The organism is Lactobacillus sp. OTU4228, from assembly GCF_001006945.1.
Lineage (GTDB): Bacteria > Bacillota > Bacilli > Lactobacillales > Lactobacillaceae > Lactobacillus > Lactobacillus amylovorus.
The window spans coordinates 171,966-195,735 of the sequence record NZ_CDLD01000012.1 but is presented as its reverse complement, the minus strand read 5'-3'; the positions used below and the strand labels follow the sequence as shown (position 1 = coordinate 195,735).

24 protein-coding genes, 1 tRNA gene and 1 pseudogene are annotated in these 23,770 nt (G+C 37.9%); 8 read left to right on the top strand and 18 right to left on the bottom strand.

Going from position 1 to position 23,770, the window contains the following annotated elements; all coding sequences use genetic code 11:
- Positions 1–33: 33 nt before the first annotated feature.
- The 5 genes from BN1206_RS03235 to murB form a co-directional block, all read right to left on the bottom strand.
- Positions 34–1,107, bottom strand: coding sequence for an ABC transporter substrate-binding protein (locus BN1206_RS03235; RefSeq protein WP_052542906.1), 1,074 nt, complete (start codon positions 1,105–1,107; stop codon positions 34–36).
- A complete protein-coding gene (locus tag BN1206_RS03230) occupies positions 1,104–1,919 on the bottom strand; it encodes an ABC transporter permease (protein WP_013641684.1) in 816 nt (271 codons plus the stop codon). The genes BN1206_RS03235 and BN1206_RS03230 overlap by 4 nt, the downstream gene beginning before the upstream one ends.
- Positions 1,916–2,728 carry an ABC transporter permease gene (locus tag BN1206_RS03225; RefSeq protein WP_013437518.1) on the bottom strand — a complete coding sequence of 271 codons (813 nt, stop codon included), beginning with the start codon at positions 2,726–2,728 and terminating at the stop codon, positions 1,916–1,918. Before BN1206_RS03225 ends, BN1206_RS03230 begins: the two co-directional genes overlap by 4 nt.
- Complete coding sequence (locus tag BN1206_RS03220; RefSeq protein ID WP_013641683.1) at positions 2,718–3,815, bottom strand: ABC transporter ATP-binding protein; 1,098 nt, start codon at positions 3,813–3,815, stop codon at positions 2,718–2,720. The genes BN1206_RS03225 and BN1206_RS03220 overlap by 11 nt, the downstream gene beginning before the upstream one ends.
- Before the next feature lie 61 nt (positions 3,816–3,876).
- Positions 3,877–4,773: a UDP-N-acetylmuramate dehydrogenase gene (gene murB, locus BN1206_RS03215; protein WP_013641682.1), complete on the bottom strand. Its 897-nt coding sequence runs from the start codon at positions 4,771–4,773 to the stop codon at positions 3,877–3,879.
- 97 nt (positions 4,774–4,870) lie between these two features.
- On the opposite strand from murB, the gene BN1206_RS03210 reads away from it, so the two are divergent.
- The 3 genes from BN1206_RS03210 to BN1206_RS03200 are packed head-to-tail and all read left to right on the top strand — an operon-like array spanning position 4,871 to position 6,293.
- Complete coding sequence (locus tag BN1206_RS03210; protein ID WP_013641681.1) at positions 4,871–5,404, top strand: 3'-5' exonuclease; 534 nt, start codon at positions 4,871–4,873, stop codon at positions 5,402–5,404.
- Between the two features lie 13 nt (positions 5,405–5,417).
- Positions 5,418–5,792: an alpha/beta hydrolase family protein gene (locus BN1206_RS03205; protein WP_052542905.1), complete on the top strand. Its 375-nt coding sequence runs from the start codon at positions 5,418–5,420 to the stop codon at positions 5,790–5,792.
- A 48-nt stretch (positions 5,793–5,840) separates the two neighbouring features.
- Positions 5,841–6,293: an alpha/beta hydrolase fold domain-containing protein gene (locus BN1206_RS03200; RefSeq protein WP_369792928.1), complete on the top strand. Its 453-nt coding sequence runs from the start codon at positions 5,841–5,843 to the stop codon at positions 6,291–6,293.
- Between the two features lie 178 nt (positions 6,294–6,471).
- Here BN1206_RS03200 and tsaE read toward each other — a convergent pair whose 3' ends face one another.
- From tsaE to BN1206_RS03185, 3 genes are read right to left on the bottom strand one after another with little or no spacing between them, the layout of a single operon-like run.
- Positions 6,472–6,951, bottom strand: a complete 480-nt coding sequence (gene tsaE / locus BN1206_RS03195; protein ID WP_013437511.1) for a tRNA (adenosine(37)-N6)-threonylcarbamoyltransferase complex ATPase subunit type 1 TsaE — start codon at positions 6,949–6,951, stop codon at positions 6,472–6,474.
- A complete protein-coding gene (pta, locus tag BN1206_RS03190) occupies positions 6,951–7,940 on the bottom strand; it encodes a phosphate acetyltransferase (protein WP_014565682.1) in 990 nt (329 codons plus the stop codon). The genes tsaE and pta overlap by 1 nt, the downstream gene beginning before the upstream one ends.
- Positions 7,941–7,953: 13 nt before the next feature.
- On the bottom strand, positions 7,954–8,652 hold the full coding sequence (locus BN1206_RS03185; protein ID WP_013641676.1) for a uracil-DNA glycosylase: 699 nt from the start codon (positions 8,650–8,652) through the stop codon (positions 7,954–7,956).
- Positions 8,653–8,719: 67 nt separating this feature from the next.
- On the opposite strand from BN1206_RS03185, the gene BN1206_RS03180 reads away from it, so the two are divergent.
- Together BN1206_RS03180 and BN1206_RS03175 are read left to right on the top strand one after the other, a co-directional pair.
- Positions 8,720–9,595, top strand: a complete 876-nt coding sequence (locus BN1206_RS03180; protein WP_052542904.1) for a Cof-type HAD-IIB family hydrolase — start codon at positions 8,720–8,722, stop codon at positions 9,593–9,595.
- 11 nt (positions 9,596–9,606) lie between these two features.
- Positions 9,607–10,128: a hypothetical protein gene (locus BN1206_RS03175; protein ID WP_013641674.1), complete on the top strand. Its 522-nt coding sequence runs from the start codon at positions 9,607–9,609 to the stop codon at positions 10,126–10,128.
- Positions 10,129–10,464: 336 nt separating this feature from the next.
- Here BN1206_RS03175 and tpiA read toward each other — a convergent pair whose 3' ends face one another.
- From tpiA to BN1206_RS03155, 4 genes are all read right to left on the bottom strand, one after another.
- The gene (gene tpiA / locus BN1206_RS03170; RefSeq protein ID WP_013437505.1) at positions 10,465–11,223 is read right to left on the bottom strand and encodes a triose-phosphate isomerase; all 759 of its coding nucleotides are present in this window, start codon (positions 11,221–11,223) and stop codon (positions 10,465–10,467) included.
- Between the two features lie 25 nt (positions 11,224–11,248).
- The gene (gene pgk, locus BN1206_RS03165) at positions 11,249–12,460 is read right to left on the bottom strand and encodes a phosphoglycerate kinase (protein ID WP_013641672.1); all 1,212 of its coding nucleotides are present in this window, start codon (positions 12,458–12,460) and stop codon (positions 11,249–11,251) included.
- Between the two features lie 113 nt (positions 12,461–12,573).
- On the bottom strand, positions 12,574–13,590 hold the full coding sequence (gap, locus tag BN1206_RS03160) for a type I glyceraldehyde-3-phosphate dehydrogenase (protein ID WP_013437503.1): 1,017 nt from the start codon (positions 13,588–13,590) through the stop codon (positions 12,574–12,576).
- Between the two features lie 53 nt (positions 13,591–13,643).
- Positions 13,644–14,675: a sugar-binding transcriptional regulator gene (locus BN1206_RS03155; RefSeq protein WP_013641671.1), complete on the bottom strand. Its 1,032-nt coding sequence runs from the start codon at positions 14,673–14,675 to the stop codon at positions 13,644–13,646.
- A 239-nt stretch (positions 14,676–14,914) separates the two neighbouring features.
- On the opposite strand from BN1206_RS03155, the gene BN1206_RS03150 reads away from it, so the two are divergent.
- Positions 14,915–14,986, top strand: a tRNA-Arg gene (locus tag BN1206_RS03150).
- Between the two features lie 117 nt (positions 14,987–15,103).
- Here BN1206_RS03150 and BN1206_RS03145 read toward each other — a convergent pair.
- A pseudogene (locus BN1206_RS03145) lies at positions 15,104–15,969 on the bottom strand (IS30 family transposase).
- Between the two features lie 313 nt (positions 15,970–16,282).
- On the opposite strand from BN1206_RS03145, the gene BN1206_RS03140 reads away from it, so the two are divergent.
- The gene (locus BN1206_RS03140; RefSeq protein ID WP_013437499.1) at positions 16,283–17,716 is read left to right on the top strand and encodes an APC family permease; all 1,434 of its coding nucleotides are present in this window, start codon (positions 16,283–16,285) and stop codon (positions 17,714–17,716) included.
- A gap of 60 nt (positions 17,717–17,776) precedes the next feature.
- On the opposite strand, the gene BN1206_RS03135 is transcribed toward BN1206_RS03140, so the two are convergent.
- Entirely contained in the window at positions 17,777–19,405 is a 1,629-nt protein-coding gene (locus BN1206_RS03135) for an SH3-like domain-containing protein (protein ID WP_014565680.1), read from the bottom strand.
- A gap of 189 nt (positions 19,406–19,594) precedes the next feature.
- On the opposite strand from BN1206_RS03135, the gene clpP reads away from it, so the two are divergent.
- A complete protein-coding gene (gene clpP, locus BN1206_RS03130) occupies positions 19,595–20,179 on the top strand; it encodes an ATP-dependent Clp endopeptidase proteolytic subunit ClpP (protein WP_013437497.1) in 585 nt (194 codons plus the stop codon).
- Positions 20,180–20,230: 51 nt separating this feature from the next.
- Here the strand turns inward: clpP and whiA are convergent, their stop codons facing one another.
- The 4 genes from whiA to BN1206_RS03110 form a co-directional block, all read right to left on the bottom strand.
- Positions 20,231–21,166, bottom strand: coding sequence for a DNA-binding protein WhiA (gene whiA / locus BN1206_RS03125; protein WP_013437496.1), 936 nt, complete (start codon positions 21,164–21,166; stop codon positions 20,231–20,233).
- The gene (yvcK, locus tag BN1206_RS03120; RefSeq protein ID WP_013641668.1) at positions 21,166–22,203 is read right to left on the bottom strand and encodes a gluconeogenesis factor YvcK family protein; all 1,038 of its coding nucleotides are present in this window, start codon (positions 22,201–22,203) and stop codon (positions 21,166–21,168) included. Before yvcK ends, whiA begins: the two co-directional genes overlap by 1 nt.
- Before the next feature lie 8 nt (positions 22,204–22,211).
- Complete coding sequence (gene rapZ, locus BN1206_RS03115; protein ID WP_052542903.1) at positions 22,212–23,093, bottom strand: RNase adapter RapZ; 882 nt, start codon at positions 23,091–23,093, stop codon at positions 22,212–22,214.
- 88 nt (positions 23,094–23,181) lie between these two features.
- Positions 23,182–23,724: an HdeD family acid-resistance protein gene (locus BN1206_RS03110; protein WP_013641667.1), complete on the bottom strand. Its 543-nt coding sequence runs from the start codon at positions 23,722–23,724 to the stop codon at positions 23,182–23,184.
- Positions 23,725–23,770 lie beyond the last annotated feature (46 nt).

Genomic DNA, 23,770 nt, shown 5'->3' with positions numbered 1-23,770 from the left:
ACTCCTTTCTTCTTTAATTATAACTAACCTCTTTTATCGTGCATACATTTTAAATTCTAAAAATAGATCATTATATTCTTGCGTCTTTTTTGGACCTAAATCTTTAAAGACTTGCAAGTGACGCAACGTAGTTTGATCAGGGTAAAATTGACGATCTTCTCTAATATACTTAGGCAACAATTTTTGAGCAGCTACGTTTGGAGTAGCATAGCCAACATACTTGGCATTTTGTGCTGCATTCTTTGGCTCTAGCATGAAGTTAATAAACTCATAAGCGGCCTTTTTATTTTTAGCCGTTTTAGGAACAACGAAGTTATCAAACCACAAATTTGATCCCTCTTTTGGCACTACATAATGCAAATGGTGATTGCTTTCCATCATTTCGTGCGCTTCCCCTGACCAGGTAACACCAATTGCAGCCTCATTTTGGATCATGTACATTCGCATTTCATCCGAAATAATCGCCTTAATATTAGGACCTAATCCGTCCAATTTAGTTTGGGCTAAATTCAGTTTCATGCTGCTAGTCGTATTCATTGAATAGCCTAATGATACTAGTGACATACCCATTGCATCCCTAGCTGAATCAACTAGCAAGATCTGATGACGATATTTCTTTGACCAAAGATCATTCCAAGTTTTAATTGCACCTTTTTTGACAAATTTATCATTGTAGACGATTCCTAAAGTACCCCAGAAATATGGTACTGAATAGTCATTTTCTGCATCAAATGATTTATGCAAAAAGTTTTTGCCAATATATTTCATATTAGGAATTTTTTGCTTATCTAATCGATCAAGCAAGTGAGCTTTACGCATCTTGGTAACCATATATTCAGATGGAATGGTCAAATCGTATGCGGTACCACCTTGTTTAATCTTAGTGTACATCGCTTCGTTAGAATCAAATGTTTCATAAACCACATGATAACCAGATTGCTTCTCAAATTTCTTGATCAGCTTAGGGTCTAGATAATCACCCCAATTATAAATGATTAAGCTTTGGCCTTTTCCTCCGGCAGCCGGTTTTTCTAAGTGATGAGCCAGACCAGCAAGACCTAAGCAAACTAAGAGAATTGAAATGATTGCAATGAAAATCTTTTTCATTTGACCAATCCTCCTATCACTCTATGATTCTTGCGTCTGCTCTTTTTAGTGGTGATAAAGTAATAAGTTCCTACCAAAAGTAATACGAATAAAAACATCACCGTACTTAAAGCATTGATTTCTAGATCGATCCCTTGGCGCGCTCTTGAATAAATTTCTACAGACAAAGTTGAAAAGCCGTTACCAGTAACAAAGAACGTTACCGCAAAGTCGTCTAGCGAATATGTCAATGCCATGAACATGCCTGAAAAAATTCCTGGCATAATTGCCGGAATGAGCACGTTGCTAAATACCTGCCAGGAGTTGGCACCTAAATCTCGTGCCGCATCAATTAAAGAGGTATCCATTTCATTAAGTCGCGGCAGAACCATCAACACTACAATTGGAATTGAAAACGCAATGTGACTGAGCAAAACTGAGCCAAAGTTTAAGCCAATACCCAGTGCAGTAAAGAAGATCAAAAAGCTGGCACCAATAATTACATCTGGCGATACCATCAACACATTATTTAATGCTAAAGTGGTTTTTCTGTGTGCTTCTTTTCTCATACCATTAATCGCAATTGCACCAAAAGTACCAATGATCGTTGCAATTAAACTAGAAAGAAGTGCTAACAAAATTGTTTCCAAAAAGATAGCCAACAAACGATTATCTTGAAAAAGCGTTTGATAATGAGCAAAAGTAAAATGCTCAAATTTATTCATGTTCTTTCCACTAGAAAAAGAAAAGTAGATCAAATAAAAGATAGGAACGTAGAGCAAAACTAGTGTCAAAGATAGGTAGACTCTAGCAATTAAATGTCTGTTTCTCATAAGTCAACCTTCTTTCTTCTAGCTTTTCTACTGGTAATGAGCATGGCAATTACCATCAATACAATCAAAATTACGCCAATCGTCGCACCCATATTCCAGTTCATGGTGGTCATGAAATACTCTTCAATTGCCGTACCTAAGGTAATAACACGGTTACCACCGATTAATCTGGTGAGCATGAACAAAGATAGCGATGGGATAAAAATCGCCTGAACACCGCTTTCTACGCCTGGACGAGATAGTGGCCACAATACGTATGTAAATGTTTGCCAACGACTGGCACCCAAATCTTCTGAGGCTTGAATAACGGCCGGATCAATCTCTTTAATCGCATTAAAAATTGGCAAAATCATAAATGGAATTTCAATGTAGGTTGCTACAAAAATAAAAGCAAAATCCGTAAAGAGAATATTTACCGGTCCAATCCCAAACAACTGTAGAAATTTATTAACTAGGCCGTTGTTACCTAAAATTCCAATAAACGCATATGCCTTAAGAAGCAAATTAATCCAAGTTGGCAAAATGATCAGCAGCAGCCATAACTGTTGATTTTTCATTTTGGTTAAAAAATATGCCGCTGGATAAGATATTAGTAAAGTAATCAAAGTTATCAACAACGCATACCAGAACGAATTAAGCATCATGCGCAAAAAGGTACTATTCCTAAAGAATGCGGCATAATTATTCAAAGTAAAACTTCTGTTGCTATCCGTGAATGAATACCATAAGATCAACAGAATTGGCAAAATAACAAACAGGATGATCCACATCAAATAAGGAATCAAGAATAGAGCTTTCCTAGTCTTCATTTTCATCCCCCTCGTATTTCTCAATTCTGGCATCAAAGTCTGCTTGGCTTTCATTGAGACGCATTACATGGATATCTTCTGGATCAAAGAATAAGCCTATTCTTTGTCCCAGTTTTACGCCATTAGTTGAATGAATCAGCCATTCGTTTTCATCAGCATCAATTGCCTTAATTTCGAAGTGATCCCCTAAAAACAATTGCGTTTGTGCAGTAACTACAATCTTGCCCTTTTCAGGATCAACGATATCTAAGTCTTCTGGTCGAATTACGACCTCCACTTTTTCATTAGGCTTGATCCCACCATCTGCACATTTAAATTTATTATTGGCAAATTCTACTTCATAGTCTTTGATCATCCGACCAGATAAAATATTTGAATCCCCAATAAAACGAGCGACAAAATCATTAACCGGTTCATCATAAATAGCTACAGGACTACCACTTTGCTGAATTTCGCCATCATTTAAGACAAAAATCTCATCACTCATCGAAAGAGCCTCTTCCTGATCGTGCGTAACAAAAATGAAGGTAATACCCAGCTTCTTTTGAATCGCTCTTAACTCAAACTGCATATCCTTACGCAATCTTTTATCTAAAGCAGATAATGATTCATCAAGTAAAAGCACCTTAGGTTCATTGACTATTGCCCGCGCAATGGCTACACGCTGCTGCTGACCACCACTAAGTTCAGAAATTTCACGGTTTGCGTAACCGTCCAGCCGTACCATATGCAGAGCATCTTTGACAGCCGGTTTAATTTCATTCATCGGCTTCTTTTTTATTTTTAAACCAAAGGCAACGTTCTCAAAAACATTTAAATGCGGAAAAAGCGCGTAATTCTGAAAGACGGTGTTGATGTGCCGTTTTGCCGCATCAAGATTAGTAATGTCTTTCCCATCAAAATAAACTTTTCCGTCAGTCGGTTGAGTAAATCCGGCAATAATCCGTAAGATAGTGGATTTGCCTGACCCGCTGGGACCAAGTAATGAATAAAACTTACCTGATTCAATTGTTAAATTTATATCCTTAAGTGCAACAAAACCATCGTCATATTGTTTGGTAATATGCTTTAACTTAATAATATCCATTTCCATCCCCATAAAAAATAGCTACAAGCTTTGCAGCCTGTAGCTTGTCTCGTAATCTATTCTATTTTTCCTTACCGATAATACGAACTTCGGTATGTAAATCTATATCGAACTTTTCTTTAATTGTCTTTTGAATAAGGTGAATTAAATTAAGGTAATCCGTTGCAGTGGCGCCACCCTTATTGACAATAAATCCGGCATGCTTAGTTGAGTCTTGCGCACCACCAATTTGTTTACCTTGCAGTCCTGCTTTAATAATCATTGGACCTACGAAGTGTCCTGTTGGACGCTTAAATACGCTACCACATGAAGGATATTCGAGTGGCTGCTTATATTGACGCAAGGCATTCAAATAATGCATGTGGTCCAAGATCTCGAGCTTGTCGCCTGGCTTCAAACTAAAGGTTGCACTTAAAACGATATCGCCATTATCTTGCACCAATGAATGACGGTATGAAAATTCCATTTCCTCATTAGAGTATGTCTTTAATTCGCCATCGCGCGTTAAAACCTTAACGCTCTCTACAACTTCTTGCATTTCACCGCCATAGGCACCAGCATTCATGAACACACCGCCGCCAATGCTGCCAGGAATTCCTGCCGCAAATTCCATGCCACTTAAACCATGATGAGCTGCTGTAAATGCTGTATCGATAATTCTTGCACCAGCATCAGCAGTTACCTTATTACCTTTTACTTCAATCTTTTTTAAGTCAGTTAAAATTATAACTAAGCCATCAATTCCGCCATCGCGAATGATTAAATTCGAGGCATTACCAATAATTGTTAATGGAATTTTATTTTCACGAGTAACTTTTACTAATTTTTCCACTTCTTCAGTACTTTTAGGAAAGGCTAAATATTCAGCCGCACCACCAGTTTTGGTAAAAGTATATCTACTTAATGGAATTTGCTCTTTAATATCAATTCCTTGCTCTTTTAAATCAAGTAATTCCACAATTTTGCCTCCTAGTTTTGTTTCTTGTTTTATTTTACCGCATAAAAGGCCTAGCTTCATCATTAAAAATGTTATACTTTTTCAAAAGGAGAATCTTATGAACTTTATTGCAATGGACTTCGAAACAGCTAACCATTATCCTGAAAGTGCCTGCTCACTCGCCTTAGTTATGGTTAGAAATACTGAAATCGTTGACCGTTTTTACACGGTAATTAATCCACAAATGCCGTTTGATGCACGTAACATTCAAGTACACCAAATTACAGCGGAGGATGTTAAAAATGCCCCAACTATGGCTGAAGTTTGGCCTAAAATCAAAGGACTATATCAACCCGGCATGCTCGTGGCAGCTCACAATGCTAGATTTGATACTAATGTCATGCGCCAAAGTTTGGCTCGCTATAATATTTCTGAGCCGCATTATTTAGTAATCGATACTTTGGCAACTAGCAAAAAATTTGAACCGGAATTACCTAACCATAAATTAGATACGGTATCTGACGCACTTGATGTTGAATTATGGCATCACCATAACGCTCTAAGTGACAGCGAAGCCTGTGCAGGTATTTTGATTAATCAAGAAAAGCAATTCGGCGATGAAGCTATCAAGAATTTAATTTATCAAATTTAGAAAGAAGCATTTCATGATTATAAAAAATACGATTTATGGTGATAAAACTGGATTACTTGATCCTAAAGTTAAAGCAAGGCTAGATCCTAATCATCTTTATAGTGAAAAGAATATTGAACATCCCGTTACGTTAGACAACCTGGACTTCAAGTCTATGCGTGGTGGCTATCCTGAAATTAAAACTGATAATTTAAGAGTTGCAGAAAATGATATTTTAATTCCATTAGATAATCATGCTATTCCTGCTCGAATTTACACACCTGAAAGAACTAATGACAAATGTCTAATTTTTGTTCATGGCGAGGGCTTTTATGCTGGAACACTTGATAGTTTCAATCCTCGATGTAGATATTTAGCAGATGCAGGTGACTTTATCATTGTTTCATGAGCATATCGGTTAGCTCCAGAAACTCCATTTCCAGGTGCCTATCTTGATATTAAAAATTCGATTGATTGGATTATGACTCACCAAAATAAAATTGGTTTTAATGATACACAAATTTATATGACCGGCGATAGTGCTGGTGGTGAGCTTTACGCTGCCTGCGGTTTAACAGACAACAAGCATCAAATTCGTCATCTTTTTCCAATGTATGCAGCTATAGATATTACTGACACTAGCAAGACAATTTATCATTGGCAATATTCTGATTATGACATGGATCCCACCGATGAACCTTTTATTCACGCTCGTCTAAACAAAATTATTTATGTTAATAATGTCATTCGTTTGCTTTATCCTGGCATTGAGAATGTCGAAAATCTTTTAATCAGTCCTGTTTATTCGCATGACTTTAGCAAATTTCTAGATATTACTATTATCGAAGCAGAATTTGACTATTATTTACAAAGTATGCCTAAAAATTACGTCAGGCCGGTAAAAATGTAGAAGAAGTCTTCTACAAAGGAATGGATCACGGTTTTCTTGATCGTTCAGGTTCATGTAATCAAAGTGAGGATTTATTACAATTAATCGCAAGAGAAATAAATAATAACTAATTTATTACACAAAAAGATCTTGAACAAGTAACACTAATACTTATTCAAGATCTTTTTTAGCAATCCTATTATCTATTATATTCTGCTAATGCGTCTTTAACCCATTCTTTGTTACGCTTACCATGGGCATTGAATTCAACCACACGCTTGGTTGAGTCCCAACTATCATCAACTCTGGTAATCGTCAATTGCAAAAATTCATCTGGCAAATCATTCATTACCAATTGTGGCCATTCAATGACTACCAAGCCAGGTTCTGCTAAGTAACCTTCCAAATCGATTGAAGATAAATCATCATTTTCCAAACGGTAAAAGTCCATATGAAAAAGCGGCATCTTAGCTTCACGGTATTCACGGACAATGGTAAAAGTTGGGCTTTTTACTGGGCGATGAATCCCAAGCTCACGTCCCAATCCTTGAGTCATAGTAGTTTTACCAGCTCCTAAATCACCATTTAGCAATAACAAATCATGTGGTTTAGCAGTTTTGGCCAAAGAAGCACCTAATTTTTGCATATCCTCAGCAGAATTAATCTCTAATTTTGTCATTAATTTTCATCCTTTGCTAGAGCTTGAGCTGCGGTAACAATTGCCAAGTCATAGATATCTTGTTCACTGCAGCCACGAGACAAGTCATTTACTGGAGCAGCAAGTCCTTGTAAAATTGGGCCAACAGCAGTAAAGCCACCAAGACGTTGAACCATCTTATAGGCAATGTTACCTGATTGAAGTTCTGGGAAAACAAAGACATTTGCATGACCAGCAACCTTTGAACCTGGAGCCTTCTTTTCACCAACAGCAGGAACAAATGCGGCATCAAATTGTAATTCACCATCACCAGGGATTTCTGGGTGATCTTTTTGGAACATGGCAGCTGCATCATGAACCTTATCTACCATTGGGCCTTCGGCGGAACCTTTAGTTGAAAAGCTTAAAAAGGCAACCTTAGGATCAATATCTGCCATCTTAGCGGTCAATGCTGATTGATAGCCAATTTCAGCTAAAGTTTCTTCATCAGGATTGATATTAATTGCACAGTCGGCAAAGATATATCTTTCATCGCCTTTTTCCATAACGAAGGCTCCTGATACTCTGTGCATCCCCTTAGCAGCGTGAATAAGTTGTAAAGCAGGTAAAACAGTGTTAGCAGTTGAATGAGCCGCACCTGATACCATCCCATCAGCTAGGCCCATTTTTACCAGCATAGTGCCAAAGTAATTGCCTTTTGCCAACTTGGCTTTAGCTTCAGCAATGCTGGTATCCTTTCTTCTAGCCTTAACAAAAGCTTCAGCCATTTCGTCTAAATCAGCGTAATTGTTTTGATCATAAATCTTTACGCCTTCAATATCTAAATTGTTGTCTGCAGCTAACTTTTCAACATCTTCTTTTTTACCAATTAAAATTGGTTCGATAATGCCATCTTTATTCAAATTTGATACTGCAGTTAAAACTCTAAGATCGTCACTTTCTGGAAAAACGATTCTCTTTTTTTCTGGTGCTGCTTCAACTTGTTTTTTAAATAATGAAAATACGCTCATTTTAATACCTCTTTTATGCTATGTCTGATTTACTTACAGTTTTTGGCAATTGCCAATCAATCGGTGTCTCACCAAATTTAACTAATGCCGCATTACAACGTGAAAATGGTCTTGAGCCAAAGAATCCACGATCAGCCGAAAATGGACTCGGATGAGATGATTTTATAATAAAGTTCTTACTTTGATCAATTAATGGGATTTTGTTTTGCGCAAATCTGCCCCATAAGATGAAAACCACCTTGCCACGTTCACTTAACGCCTTAATTGCCGTATCTGTGACATCTTCCCAGCCTTTACCTTGATGGCCATTTGCGTGTCCATATGGTACGGTCAAAACGGCATTCAAAAGCAATACGCCTTGATCTGCCCATTTTTTCAAATAACCATGGTTAACTGGCTGTGCACCAACATCATCATAAAGTTCTTTATAGATGTTTTTAAGTGATGGCGGAAGTGGTGTACCTGGCATGACAGAAAAACTCATCCCATTTGCCTGTCCAGGATTATGGTATGGATCTTGTCCCAAAATGACTACCTTTGTTTTAGCAAAGGGAGTTAATTTGAAAGCTGTGAATATATGATACATGTCAGGATAAATTTGCTTAGTAGAGTATTCTTCTCTTAGAAAGTTATGAAGTTCGTGATATTTCTCACTTGCAAAGACTGGATCTAATACTTGATCCCAATCATTGCCAATTAATTCTTTAGCCAAGTCTTACACCCTCTTTTCTAATCCTCTTTATGGTATCATTAATTTAACAGTAATTGGGAGGAAATTTATGATCAAATTAGTTGCTTGCGATTTAGATGGTACTCTTTTTAATTCAAATATGACCGTTTCAGAAGCAAATGCTCAAGCTGTGAAAAATGCACAAAATAATGGAATTGAATTTCTGATTGCGACGGGTCGCGCCCCACGTGAATCACGTTCTATTTTAAGAGATGCAAATTTGCATACTGGCTTTATCAACCTAAATGGTGCTCTAGTATTTAACGAAGCAGGTCAATTAATGGTCAAACACAGTATCCCTACTCAGAAGGCCATCCAAATTGTTAACCTCCTTCATAAGGCTGGATTTTACTTTGAAGTCGTTACCGAAAATCAAGTTTATAGTGAAAACTTAGAGCAACGAATTACTAATGTAGCGCACTTGATGGTTGATTTAAATCCTCTTCTCGACTTCCGTCAAGCCGTCACAATTTCTGCCGGTAATAAAATAATTATGAATATGAAGCAGGTTCCTAGTTTTACGGAATTGCTGGCTGATCCCGAAATCGAAGTGATGAAATTTATTGCTTTTGATTCACGCGGACACGAAGCTTTTGCCGATGTAAAAAAAGAAATCGCCGAATTAGGCGACCTAGTTATTACCTCTAGCTCATCTTCAAATATTGAAATTAATGCGGACGAGGCACAAAAGGGGCTGGCATTGCTGGATTATGCCAAATTGAAAAATATTAAAAAAGACGAAATCGCCGCTATTGGAGATAATCTAAACGATGAAAGCATGATTCGCGCAGCAGGTGTCGGCGTAGCAATGGGCAATGCGATTCCTTTAATAAAAGACATCGCTCAAGTTACCACCAAGAATAATAATGAAGATGGAGTAGCCTATATTCTTAATCAATTTATTAAAGATAATCAACAAAAATAGAGGTGAAAAATATGTTGTTTTGGTTAGAGCTTAATCAAGAAAAGGATTACGGCCAAATACCTGTCATTGCTTCTGATGGTCAGGTTAAATTCTTTATTCAAGGCAACCTAGATAATCCCAATCATACTCTTTATTTGAATGATATAAATAATAAGGAAGTGGGCCGTCTTTTTTCTGACGGTGCTGGTCTGATAGCTTCTTTTACCATTGATGTGGTAAACCACTCTCTTGTTGGCGTAAAAAAATTAAACACTCCTAGCACCAATATTTTTTATCTCACTCAGCTTAACTACGTCGTAACTGGTAGTATCAAACATGGTACTTATACCTTTAGATCTGGTATCAAAAAGGTAGCCAATGTTAAAACCATGATGGGTGATAAAGGTGTTGTATTGACGTGCGAAATTAATAAGCCAGAGGATGTTCCCTTTATCCTCTTAACCTCTATTTTATTTACTCAATGGCATGTCACGCCACTTAAACTTCCAACCTTCCCACCAATTAATCAAAAGTTCGAAATTAATCCTAATTAACACAAAAAAGCAGTTATAAAAATTTTTCATAACTGCTTCTCTAGAAAGTGATATAGATATAGATGTATCTTCTGCCATGAAGTTTGTATTTATTAAGTAATAAGGAATTATTAGGCAGAGACTGAATATTCAGAAGTTATAATCCGTTCAATCATAACTTCCAACCCTTATTATACTTGGTCCTGGCCAAAGCACAAGTGCTAAAGCGTTATCATTTGTCATTAAAAGCATTTATACTTCTATATCGACTGCTATTTTTGCCATGATAAGCCGTTATTTAAAGGCACAAAAAAATAGCTTCTGCATTGGCAGAAGCTATTTTCTTTATGATCAAAATTAGTCTTGGTAGTTTACCAATTCTAAGTATGATTCAGGCTTAAGTGAAGCACCACCAACTAAGCCACCGTCAATGTCAGGCTTTGACATTAATTCCTTAACGTTAGCTGGCTTTACAGAACCACCGTATTGAATACGAACGTTTTCTGCAGTTTCTTCGTTGTACAAGTCCTTTACAGTTTCACGAATAGTCTTGCACATTTCTTCAGCTTGGTCTGATGAAGCAGTCTTGCCAGTACCAATAGCCCAGATTGGTTCATAAGCAATTACAAGTGAAGATACTTGTTCAGCAGTAAGACCATCTAAAGCAGCCTTAATTTGAGCAACTACCCAGTCTTCTTGCTTGTTAGCTTCACGAGTTTCAAGTGATTCACCACAGCAAATAATTGGCTTCAAGCCATTAGCAAAGATTGCCTTGGCCTTCTTGTTAATGTCTTCATCAGTTTCGTGGAAGTAGCCACGACGTTCTGAGTGACCAATAATTACGTAGTCCATACCCATTTCTTTGAGGACCTTAGGTGAAGTTTCACCAGTGTAAGCACCTTCGTCTTCAAAGTAGCAGTTTTCTGCACCGATGTGCAAGTTTGAACCCTTAGCAGCTTTTCTCAAAGCATCAAGGTCAACTGCAGGTGCACAAATAAGTGATTCTACCTTACTTGGATCTGGTAACTTGTCCTTAACTGCGTCAACGAACTCAGTAGTTTGTTCTGGGTTCATGTGTAATTTCCAGTTACCAGCAATAATTGGTGTACGACTCATTAGTCTATTATCTCCTTAACTTAAATTACTTGTCTGAAATACATGCAATACCTGGTAATTCGTTACCTTCAAGGTATTGAAGTGAAGCACCACCACCGGTTGAGATGTGGGTAATCTTGTCAGCAACTCCAGACTTCTTAACAGCAGAAGTTGAGTCACCACCACCAATAATAGTAGTAGCATCAGTTAAGTTAGCTAAGGCATCAGCAATTGCGTAAGTACCCTTAGCGAAGTTAGGCATTTCGAAAGCACCCATAGGACCGTTCCAAACAACAGTCTTAGCGTCCTTAAGAATTTCAGTGAACTTTTCAACAGTCTTAGGACCGATGTCAAGACCCATCATGTTGTCAGGAATATCGTCACCAACAACTTCACGTGAAGCATCGTTTGAGAATTCAGTTGCAGCTACGTTGTCAACTGGAAGAACGATCTTGCCGTCAGCTTCTTTCAAAAGTTCCTTAGCAAGTTCAACTCTGTCCTTTTCAAACAATGACTTACCAATCTTGTGGCCTTGAGCTGCTAAGAAAGTGTAAGCCATACCACCACCGATTAAAATGTGGTCTGACTTAGGAATCAAGTTCTTAATAACAGCGATCTTGTCTGAAACCTTAGCACCACCAAGGATAGTTACGAATGGGTGAACTGGGTTTTCAACAGCGTTACCTAAGAATTTGATTTCCTTTTCCATCAAGAAACCAGCAGCAACTGGCTTGCCGTCTTTCTTCATAGCAGTAGCAATACCAACGTTTGAAGCGTGGCTTCTGTGTGCAGTACCAAAGGCATCGTTTACAAACATGTCGCCAAGGCTTGCCCAGTATTCGCCAAGCTTAGGATCGTTACCTGATTCACGCTTACCAAAGTCATTGTCAATATCTTGGAATCTAGTGTTTTCAAGAACAACAACATCGCCATCTTTCATAGCGTTGATTGCGTCTTCAACTTCTTTACCTTCGTTTGATGGTACAAAAGTTACAGGCTTCTTAAGAAGTTCGCTTAAACGTTCAGCAACTGGCTTTAATGATAATTCTTTCTTGTCAGCATCTGACTTTACACGGCCCAAGTGACTCAAAAGAATTGCTTTACCACCGTGTTCGATGATGTACTTAATAGTTGGAAGTGCAGCAACGATACGGTTGTCATCACCAATAACACCATCTTTAATAGGAACATTAAAGTCTACACGCATTAAGACTTTCTTGCCATTAACATCAAGATCGTCAACGATTAATTTAGCCATTATAATCCTCCGATTATTTTGATATTTTTCCTTCAAAAAAAGGCGGAAGGAAGAATCTCCCTCCGCCTTCTCAATTACCACTTAACCTATAATCAGTTAAATTTAATTAATGATTAAAGAGTAGCAAAGTGTAATAAAGTACGAACCATTTGGCAAGTGAATGAGTATTCGTTGTCGTACCAAGCAACAGTCTTAACTAATTGCTTGTCACCTGCAGTAGTTACCATAGTTTGAGTTGGGTCAAAGATTGAACCAGCAGTCATGTTGATAACGTCGCTTGAAACGATGTGGTCACCATTGTATGCAAATGATGGGCTTTCGTACTTCTTCATAGCTTCGTTAACTTCGTCAGCAGTAACCTTCTTCTTCAAGATTGATACCAATTCAGTTTCTGAACCGTCTGGAACTGGAACACGTTGTGCGTGACCGTTCATCTTACCGTTCAAGTTAGGCAATACCAAGCCGATAGCCTTTGCTGAACCAGTAGTATGAGGAATAATGTTTTCAGCAGCAGCACGAGCGTCTTGTTCCTTACCACTACGTGAAGGACCATCCAAAGTCATTTGAGTACCAGTGTATGCGTGGATGGTAGTCATAGTAGCAACTTCGATACCGAATTCCTTGTCCAAAGCGTTAGCCATTGGTGCAAGTGAGTTAGTAGTACATGAAGCAGCTGAAACGATCTTGTCGTCAGCAGTCAAAGTGTTTTCGTTTACTGAGTAAACGATAGTCTTCAAGTCGTTACCTGCTGGAGCTGAGATCAATACACGCTTAGCACCTGCGTCAAGGTGAGCTTGTGACTTAGCCTTGCTAGTGTAGAAACCAGTACATTCAAGAACAAAGTCAACACCGTCATTCTTAACCCAAGGAATGTTTTGTGCTTGTGGTTCAGCGTAAACACGGTACTTCTTACCGTCAACTACGATTGAGTCATCAGTTGATGAAACTTCGTGGTTGAAAGTACCATGAGTAGTGTCGTACTTAAGCAAGTAAGCAAGCATTGCTGGAGTAGTCAAGTCGTTAATAGCAACAACTTCGATGTCCTTAGTCTTTTCGCCAAGGTCCATAATACGACGGAATGCTAAACGACCGATACGGCCGAAACCGTTAATACCAATTTTAACTGTCATAACCTAAAGTCCTCCTTAAGAACTATAAACAACATTTATTTTAAACGGGATTTTTATTTCCCCTTTAAAATCATATTTGAGGCACCTTCATCAGTAATTAACCAGGTTTGATGTGGTGCATTAGGCATATAAGCTTTGATTGCTTCAGCCTTGCGACTACCGCAAGCAAAGGCAAATATGTGGGGTATTTTGTATAGGTTCTCAAACTGCAATCCAACCTGGGTGATACGGTCGACAACCTTGCCATTTTCATCGAAGAAACACCCGAAACATTCGGTGACGGCCTTCTTTTCACGAAGTCTAGAGAGCTTAATTGAATCATAGCCTCTACGCTGTGCCATTTCTTGGGCTAACCCAATACCATGAATCACAGCATCACTTTGTGAAATATCTTGCAGGACATCTGCAATCGAAGATTCACGTATAAGCGATTTATACGCATCTGCTGAAACTTGCTCAGGCAAATATAAAGTCTTATAAGTACCTGAAGTCTTAGCAGCCATCTCTTGAACGATTGTATTACTTTGCGTTTCAACATTCTCGCCCAAGGCTCCGCGACCTGGAACAAATTCCAGTTGACGGTTATTAGCTAAATCTGGAGATAAATACTTCGCAGATTTTGCTAAAGCCGCTCCACCTAGAATTGTAACTATTGAATGTCCTAAAGGCAAGAGTAAATTCAAAGCTGAACTTAACTTTTCCCCCATCTCTTCATACACACGATCTTGTAGATCAGCGTTACCAGGGACAATCAGAGTTCTATCAATTCCTAATTTCTTAGCAAGAGCTACCTCTGTCTCTCCGGCATTAAAGAGGCGGTCAATCAATGGTCCTGCATCTTTCAATGTTTTCTCGCCCTTTTCGGTTAAAAACATTCCGAAACTTTTAATTTCAATCAAGCCTAACTGATTCAAATATTCCGTTTCGGTTCTAATGTTTCTTTCCGAAAGCCCTAAATGTTGAGCTACGCTACGGCGACCAATTGGCGCATGTAACGCGATCTGCTCAAGGACAAGATACCTTTGTCGAAGAATCTTTAAGACGTCGGGAACGAGCGCTTCGAGCAAAGAAAAGTCCGAATCCATCGTTCCCTCCTTTCCCTGGGACGAATTACGACCATGCCTGTGTCGATTTCTGTCCCAGAATACTTAAAAATATAAGAGAAACGTACATCCAACATCCATACATTTCCCAATCGACACTGTTAGTATAACAATGTATTTTTCGTAATTCAAGAAAAAGATGTGCGAATTTAAAAATGTTACAAGTTAAGTGAAATCATTTTTCTTTGCTATCTTTTTTTGTTATACTGATAGAGTCATACGGGTCCTTAGTGTAATGGATCGCACGTAAGATTCCGGTTCTTAAAATCTGGGTTCGACTCCCAGGGGACCCATCTTAGGAAATAAAAGAGCGATGAATTATTTCGATAGTTCATCGCTCTTTTTTCTTTTCTCCCATAAAAATAAAGTAAATATAAAAATATCGTAAATTGCAATAATAAATTGAACACTTATGCTGTTTGATAGATACGATTCAATTCCTTTTCAAAGATTTCATCTGGGGTATGATATGCTAAGATCTTTCTCGGCAGTGAATTGCACCAGGTTTCAATGTTAATGATGTCTTGAAGATGTCGTTCCAGTGCTCGCTGTATTGTTTTTGAAGCGTTCTAAAAGCATGCATGACACTGGCAGCGGTCTTATCGGGAATCCGCAAGATTAAAAACTCACGACTCATTCGCTCAGACAAAGTCAGCAGTACTTGATCATCTCTAGTCTCATGTCCTAAAACCAGGTCGCATTCCCAATGGCCGAACTCTTTTCGATCGTTGATCTCTTGTGGACGTTCTTCAATGCTTCGGCCAAGCTTTCTCTTATTTTTGCGGATGCGATGAATTTTAGTGTTGCGTTTTAACTTTTCGGGCAAATCACAGTTTCTGCTATCCATTAATCCTTGATCGACATAGTTATACAGGGTTCTAGTACAAACCGTTTGATTACTAGAAAATTCTCCTATAGCCAAACTGCGATTGACACATACATCAAGCGACCAGTCGTCTTCAGAGAAATGCTTGTTAACATATTCGATAAAATCAGATTTCTTCAAGAAGCCTGATTTGCGGCCACAATGGTATCGATTAGCCTGATAAACGCTTTGACCGTGATCAGCCTTGTACCGCCTCTGTTTGCCATGATAAAGAGAAACAGTACCGCGTTTGACTTCATAGCTGATGGTAGACGGGGAACAACCAAGTTCACGTGCAATAGCTCTAAGAGAGAAGCCGTCTTTAATACGAGTTTGGATAATAACCCGCTCTTCGAATGATAAGTGTTTGCCTTTAATGCGCTGATTCATGGTAAAACATAAAGAGTCCATTTGTGACCTCCAATAGAAGTTTTTGTGGTTATTAACGTTCTATCAAACAGGCCCAGATGGGCTTTTATTTTTTACAAAGTGTTCAATTTAATTTTACAATCGGCCAATATCCAATATAAAAATATATAAGATCATTTTATCTTTTACATTAAAAAATAATATTCATAAAAGCACCTTTATAAGTGACCAGCTACCCAAAAATAAGGCGTTAAATTCTTATGAGAGTAGCATTAACATTAAAATTTTGCAAACGTTATTGTTATATAATTAAAAAGTTCACATAAATATTTTAGTAATATAGGAGATATAGTTTATGGTTGAATCACAAAACAATCCTAAAAAGATGATGTGGACGACCTTGGCAATGATGGCCTTCTCTACCGTATGGGGATTTGGTAACGTTGTTAACGGCTACGTCTACTTTGATGGAACAAAGGTCATCTTCAGTTGGATCGTAATGTTCCTTCTCTACTTTGTTCCTTATGCACTGATGGTTGGTGAACTTGGTGCCACTTTCAAAAACGCTGAAGGTGGGGTTTCATCTTGGGTTAACGCCACAATGGGTGCCAAATGGGCCTACTACGCTGGTTGGACTTACTGGGCCTGCCACGTTGTTTATATTTCAAGTAAGGGTACCGGTGGTTTGAGAGCCATGGCCTGGGGTATTTTTGGTAATACTCATTGGTACGATGGTTTACCTACTGCTTGGACTCAATTTGCAACTTTAGTTGTCTTCTTGTTCTTCTGCTGGGTTGCCAGTCGTGGTATTCCAGTTTTAAAGGGCTTAGCTACTGTTGCCGGTTCTTCAATGTTCATCATGTCAATCTTATTCATTATCATGATGTTCGCAGCTCCAGCTATCAACCCACATGCTGGTTTTTACAGCATCAACTTCAATTGGAAGAACTTAATGCCAACATTTAATGTTAAGTACTTTACTTCACTTTCAATTTTGGTATTTGCCGTTGGTGGTTGTGAAAAGATTTCTCCTTATGTAAATAAGGTTAAGGATCCATCAAAGAACTTCCCTAAGGCAATGATGGCTCTTGCAATCATGGTTATGGTTTCAGCTATCTTAGGTACTTTTGCCATGGCATTGATGTTTGATCCTAAGGTAGTTAACGCTAACCTTAACGAATACATTTCAAACGGTGCCTACATGGCATTCCAAAAGCTTGGTGAATATTACCATGTTGGTGGCTTATTCATGTACATTTATTCATGGTGTAACGTAATCGGCCAATTCTCAACTTTGGTAATTAGTATCGATGCTCCACTTAGAATGCTTCTAGGTAGTAAAGAAGCTAAGGAATTTATTCCAAAGAGTTTGCTCAAGCTTAACAAACACGGTGCCTACATCAACGGTATCTGGATGGTAGTTATCTTGTCAGGTGGTTTGATCGCAATTCAAGCCCTTGTACCTAACGCACAAGCTGTTATGGCTCAATTGGTTAAGTTAAACTCAACTACTATGCCACTTCGTTACCTTTGGGTATTCACAGCTTACATTGCTTTAAGAAAGCACCAAGAAAAGTTTGAAACTACTTATCAAATGACTAAACATCAAGGTTTAGCTTACACTGCTGGTATTTGGTGTTTCGTAGTTACTGCTGCATGTTGTATCTTTGGTATTTACTCACCAGATCCATTCACATTGCTCTTAAACATCTTGACTCCAATCATTTTAATTGCATTAGGTTTAATCCTTCCAACAATTAAGAAACATCAAGATGCTCAAGCCAACTAATACTAAAGCATAAAAAAATAGCGATGATTTTAATCATCGCTATTTTTTATATCTTAAATTTTACTTAGTCAAAGTTTGACTACTTTCAAGCAGCTCTGCACGTTGTGCCAAGTTAGTGTAAAGTCTGTTGTTGGCTACTGCGATACCTTCAATTTCACGACCAGTGTGGAATTGGTAAGTATCCTTAACTTCACCGTTCTTGGCAATCTTAGCAATTACATCGTTAAATGCAATGTAGAAGTTGTTGTTCTTAGGATCATAAGTGAAGCCTTGAGTGTAAGTGTTTGAAACAATGCCACCCTTAGTTGCACCTACAATAGTTGGATACCAGTTGTCACCCTTACGGTTGAATTCCCAGTATTCAGTTTGATCGTCATCCTTGTTGTAAGTTGTAGTGTACATCTTGTTATCACTTACGATTACGCCGTTTTGGAAGTAACGACCTTCTGATTCACTACCGTTCCAGCATTTAATAGTCCAGATCTTGTTTATGCACATGTCGCTCTTACGGATTTGAACTAATTCAGTTGAGAAGTTACTCTTGTATGAAACTTTATTATTGTTGTTCAATACATAGACGTACTTGTCGGTAGAACCCATAGCTTGACCGTGGCCAATTGGAATATAAGGACTTACCTTAATGTTCTTAACATATGAGTTAAACTTGCTTTGTGACATATCAAGTAAGTATTGACCGTTAAAGGCGTTAGTCAAGTTGTTCAAGTTGTAACCCACAATGTGGCCGTCAGTAATAGTAGTACTGCTGAGCAAGCTAGTGTAAAGCCAGCCGTTTGACATCGTGATACCTTCTGGAATGTGACCTACACGGTTAATGTAGTCGTCATCTTTAATGTCTCTAGCAACACTCAATAAAACTGGTTGGAAGAATCGAGTCTTAAAGGTTAAATTACCATCATCACTAGTATAAGTATGCTTAGACTTATCAGGAGCAAAGTCAGTCTTAGTTACATAGTTAGCTGAACTACCATAGTAAGTCTTCCAAGACTTCAAGTTACCGTCAAATGACTTAGCTTGAACCTTGCTTGCGTCGGCAATACCTTCCTTGGTGCTCTTTCTAACAGTTACCTTAACTGTTGCCTTAGCAGAACCATAACTGTACTTAACATTGTAAGTACCTGGATCAGTACAGTCGATCATATCTTCAGATACATCTACATCTTGGTTATCAATCACAGTACCCATATTGTTGGTTACATAACTGATTGCATCAGTAGGATCAAAGAGGTAGTTGCTATTTCTAACCAAACTTACAGTCTTAGGAACAGCAATTGTGTTTCTAGTGAAATAGTTTTGGTTTACGTAACCAACCTTACGGCCGTCTACGTAAATACGCCAATAAGTACCATTATCTCTAGTCTTAATACTTTGATCTGATTGAATATGAGCGTATTGGTAGTCACTTGCATCAGCGATCTTGCCAGAAGGCTTACCATTGCTGATCTTCTTGTAAACATTGTAGCGTCTACCACTACCCACTTTAACCATCAAATCATAAGAAGTACTGGTTTGAACTGGTGCTTTTTTACTATCACTAGAGCTATTAGTATCTGTTGTCTTACTTGCTGAGTTAGCGTCAGCAGCAGAAACAGGTTTAGCATAGCCCATTAACAAACCTACACTAAGTGCTACAGCAGATGTAGCGGTTAAAATTTTATTTGTATACTTCAAGCCTATCCTCCGATATTACATAATTTTGGTTTTACATAGTAATTATAATATATAAGATTCACTCGCAAAAATACAATTTCAATACAAGTAAGTCTCATTATTTGACACTTTTATTACGAAGTGATTTAATTAGCACTGTACTTGAATGAGTGCTAATTAAATATAACGAAAAATTTAGGAGGCAAATTTATGCTAGTACCTACAGTTATTGAACAAACTGCTCGTGGCGAACGTGCTTACGATATTTACTCACGTTTGCTTAAAGACAGAATTATCATGCTGAGTGGTGAAATTAATGACCAAATGGCCAACTCAATCATTGCTCAATTGCTCTTCTTAGATGCTCAAGACAACACTAAGGATATTTCACTTTACATCAACTCTCCTGGTGGTGTTATTACCTCTGGTCTTGCTATCATGGACACCATGAACTTTATCAAGTCGGATGTTTCTACTATTGCAATTGGTATGGCTGCTTCAATGGCTTCCATCCTTTTGACTAGTGGTACTAAGGGCAAGCGTTTCGCACTTCCTAACTCAACCGTCCTTATTCACCAACCATTAGGTGGTGCACAAGGTCAACAAACTGATATTCAAATTGCAGCTAACGAAATTTTAAAGAGTCGTAAGAAGATTAACGAAATCTTACACGAAACTACCGGTCAACCTTTGGACAAGATTCAAAAGGATACTGAACGTGACAACTACTTAACTGCAGAAGAAGCTAAGGAATACGGTTTAATTGACGAAATTATGGTCAACAAGAAGAAGTAATCATTAACTGATTACGCAAAAAAAGATCACTTCGATTGAAGTGATCTTTTTTTATGCTCTTAAACTTTCCGCAATTTCATGTAATTTTTTAAAGCGGTGATTTACTCCTGATTTAGAGATAGGACCATCGGGAATCTGATCCGCTACTTCTTTTAAAGTTAATTCAGGATGGGCCAGTCTAAAACGAGCTAGCACTTGCAATTTTTCTGACAAATCATCTAAGCCCTTTTCTGCCTGAATTGTTTGAATATCTTCAACTTGTTTAGCCGAGGCAGAAGCTGTCTTTTTCATATTTGCGGTATCGCAATTAACCAAACGGTTAACTGAGTTACGCATATCACGCATAATCCGCAAATCTTCAAAATTAAGCATGGCATTTAATGCACCTACAATATGCAAAAAGTCGCCAATTTTTTCAGCTTCTTTGAGATAAACGATATAACCTCTTCTTCTCTTAGTCATTTTAGCATTCAAATAGAAATATTCATTCATAATCTTAGCTAGATCTTCATTATGATCTTCATAAGTTGAATAAATCTCTAAGTGATAACGACTAGTTTCAGGGTTATTGACGCTACCACCGGCTAAAAAGGCACCACGCAAGTATGACATTGCCCCTTCACGAGACTTACGAATTCGTTCAGGAATTCTGGTTACTAATCCCTTTTCAGGATCCCAAATTTGCAAATTTTCCAGAATTTCTTGCACTTTTTGATTAAGACGAACTAAGTATTGATTATTTTTCTTTAGTTTCATCTTGCGCGAAACAATCAGCAATGGCTCAATACCGTAGGCTACTTTGATTAATTTAAAAATGCGTCGCGCAATCGCAGGATTTTCTGTTGTAATATCTAAACTAAATTGATGATCATGAAGATTTAAAACTCCATTCATCCGCAAAAAAGCGGCTAACTCTGCTTTTGCATGCTCTGGATGCACCTCAAGCGAAGTTAGCTCCTTTTTGACCTCACTAGCATAACTAGCCATTAATTTTCCTTCATTCTCTTTCGTGACATTGCTTCAAATGCCAGATTAATAATTTCCTTAGCTACCTTTTCACCATCATGGAAGACTAAACCATGTCTTTGATCAATAAAGTCATCGGTAATTACACGACATTCTTGTGCTCTTAAACCTTCAAAGTCATTTCTTACAGGTTCAAGATAAGCATCATAATCTTCAGGGTGGAATTTGCTCATATCAATTTTAGCGCCATTAACCAAAGCAGTATTGATATAGTGACCACCTAAGTGATTATTGATTACTTCTACGTGTTCTGCATCACTAAAGTGATCAGTTTCACCGCGCTGAGTCATAATGTTACAAATATAGATAACTTCTGCTTCAGTCTCACGAACAGCTTCACCCAAGTTAGAAATCATCAAGTTAGGCAAAATTGAAGTAAACAAACTACCTGGTCCTAGAACAACGGCATCGGCTTGCATAATTGAAGCAAGAACCGGTAATACTGCCTTAGGTTCTGCATCTGAGTCAGTATCGGTAACCCATACTCTTTTAATTCGCTTATCTTTAGAAGTGATTTCGGTTTCACCGGACTGAGTAGTGCCATCGATAAATTCCGCATTCAAGGTTAATGGTTCATTTGAAGCAGGGAAAACATGGCCATCTACTCGCATCATTTTAGATAAAGATTGAACTGCATCAAAAATATTGCCGTGCATTTCATTCAAGGCAGCGATAATCAAATTACCAATCGCATGACCTGAGAAGAATGCATCAGAGGAATCAAAACGGTATTGGAAAATATCTTTTTCTTCTTGTGGTAAATCACTTAATGAAACCAATACGTTTCTAATATCACCAGGCGGAACAACGTTAATAAAGTTTCTAATGGAGCCAGATGAGCCACCATCATCTGAAACAGTAACAATTGCAGTAATTTCCGCATTTTGATCTTTTAAGGCATTTAATATAACTGGCAGGCCTGTTCCCCCACCAATTACGACTATCCGTGGGCGTCTGCCTTTAATAACGCGCACGATTCTTGTTTCTCCGTATGACATTGTCATGCCTACTTTCTAATATAGCGACTCACTTCACGGTGGGTAATATCGACTGGATACTTTTTAGCTAAATCGCGAGCAAGTTGTTGAGCAATTGACACACTACGGTGTTGACCGCCTGTACAACCAATTGCAATTGTAAGTTTCTCTTTTCCTTCTTTGATATAGCCAGGAATCGCCGTCTCAAGCAGGTCTAACAACTTATGATAAAAGACTTGCGTTTCTTTTTTATTCATTACGTAGTCAAAGACACGTTTGTCTAGTCCTGTAAATGGACGCAATTCTGGAATATAAAATGGGTTAGGCAAAAAACGTACATCCATTACAATATCTGCATCGATTGGCATCCCATACTTAAAACCAAATGACATAACTTCAATTGAAAATGGTTGTCGCTTACGATCACTAAAAGTATTAATTAACTTTTGCTTTAATTTCTTAGTAGACAAGTTAGAAGTATTAATAATGTAGTTAGAACGATTTTTAATTGGGATTAAAATGTGACGTTCTTCTTGAATACCATCAAGCAATCGTCCCTTACCATTATTAGCTAATGGAGGCAAACGTCTTGTTTCTTTATATCTAGCTACTAAAACATCATCTGAAGCATCCAAAAAGAGAATAGTTGCTTGGACATTGCCGTTATCCTCTAATGAATTAACTTCATCTAATAAATCTGTGTAAAAACTTTTTACTCGTAAATCAATTACTACTGCTACCTTATGGAAATCATTGGAATTATTGATTAAATCCCAAAAGCTTCCTAGCAATGTGGGAGGAAGATTATCGACTACAAAATAGCCCATATCTTCAAGGTCATGAGCAACAACAGTCTTACCTGCACCACTCATCCCCGTGACAATTAATAATTGTTTTTTCTCATCAGCCATCGTTAGTTCCTCCTTGCATAAATTATATCATACACCCGGGCGTTTCATTTTGACAGCAAAAAAAGAAGCCTTACGGCTTCTTTTAATATTAACGATGCATAAATGCTAAAACGATTTCGTTGATTCCGAATACCAAAAGCCAGAAGGCAACAAGCCATACCAAGCTTAATGCTGCTAAAACTGGGTTAAAGATCAAGCAAATTGCGATGATCAAACTGATGATATTCAAAATTAGGTTAAAGATGAAGTAGCCACCTGAGAAATCACGTAAGTGCCATGAAAAGGCAATACCCACAATTGAGTCTACAAAGAACCAAATTGCGAACAAGTATGCAATGGTTAAGCCACCTACATCGTATGAGCATAAGAACAAAATACCAACGATAATGTCCAAAATACCTGAAATAAGTGCTACCCAGCTACGTGAGAAAAAGCTTCTAAAACGTGAATAGCCGGCAAGCCATACTAAGCCTTGTACGATTGAAATGATTGCAAAAATTAAAACGAATGCATGTAAACCTTTAGCAGGGTGTCTCAAAAGAATAAATGAAACAACTACCATTAAGATACCTGCAATAAAGGCACCCCAGTCAAAACTGCGGTTATCTCTAGAACTTGAAAAAATATCCATTTTTATCCTCCTTGCTACATATTTTACACTTATTTGAGGATAAAAG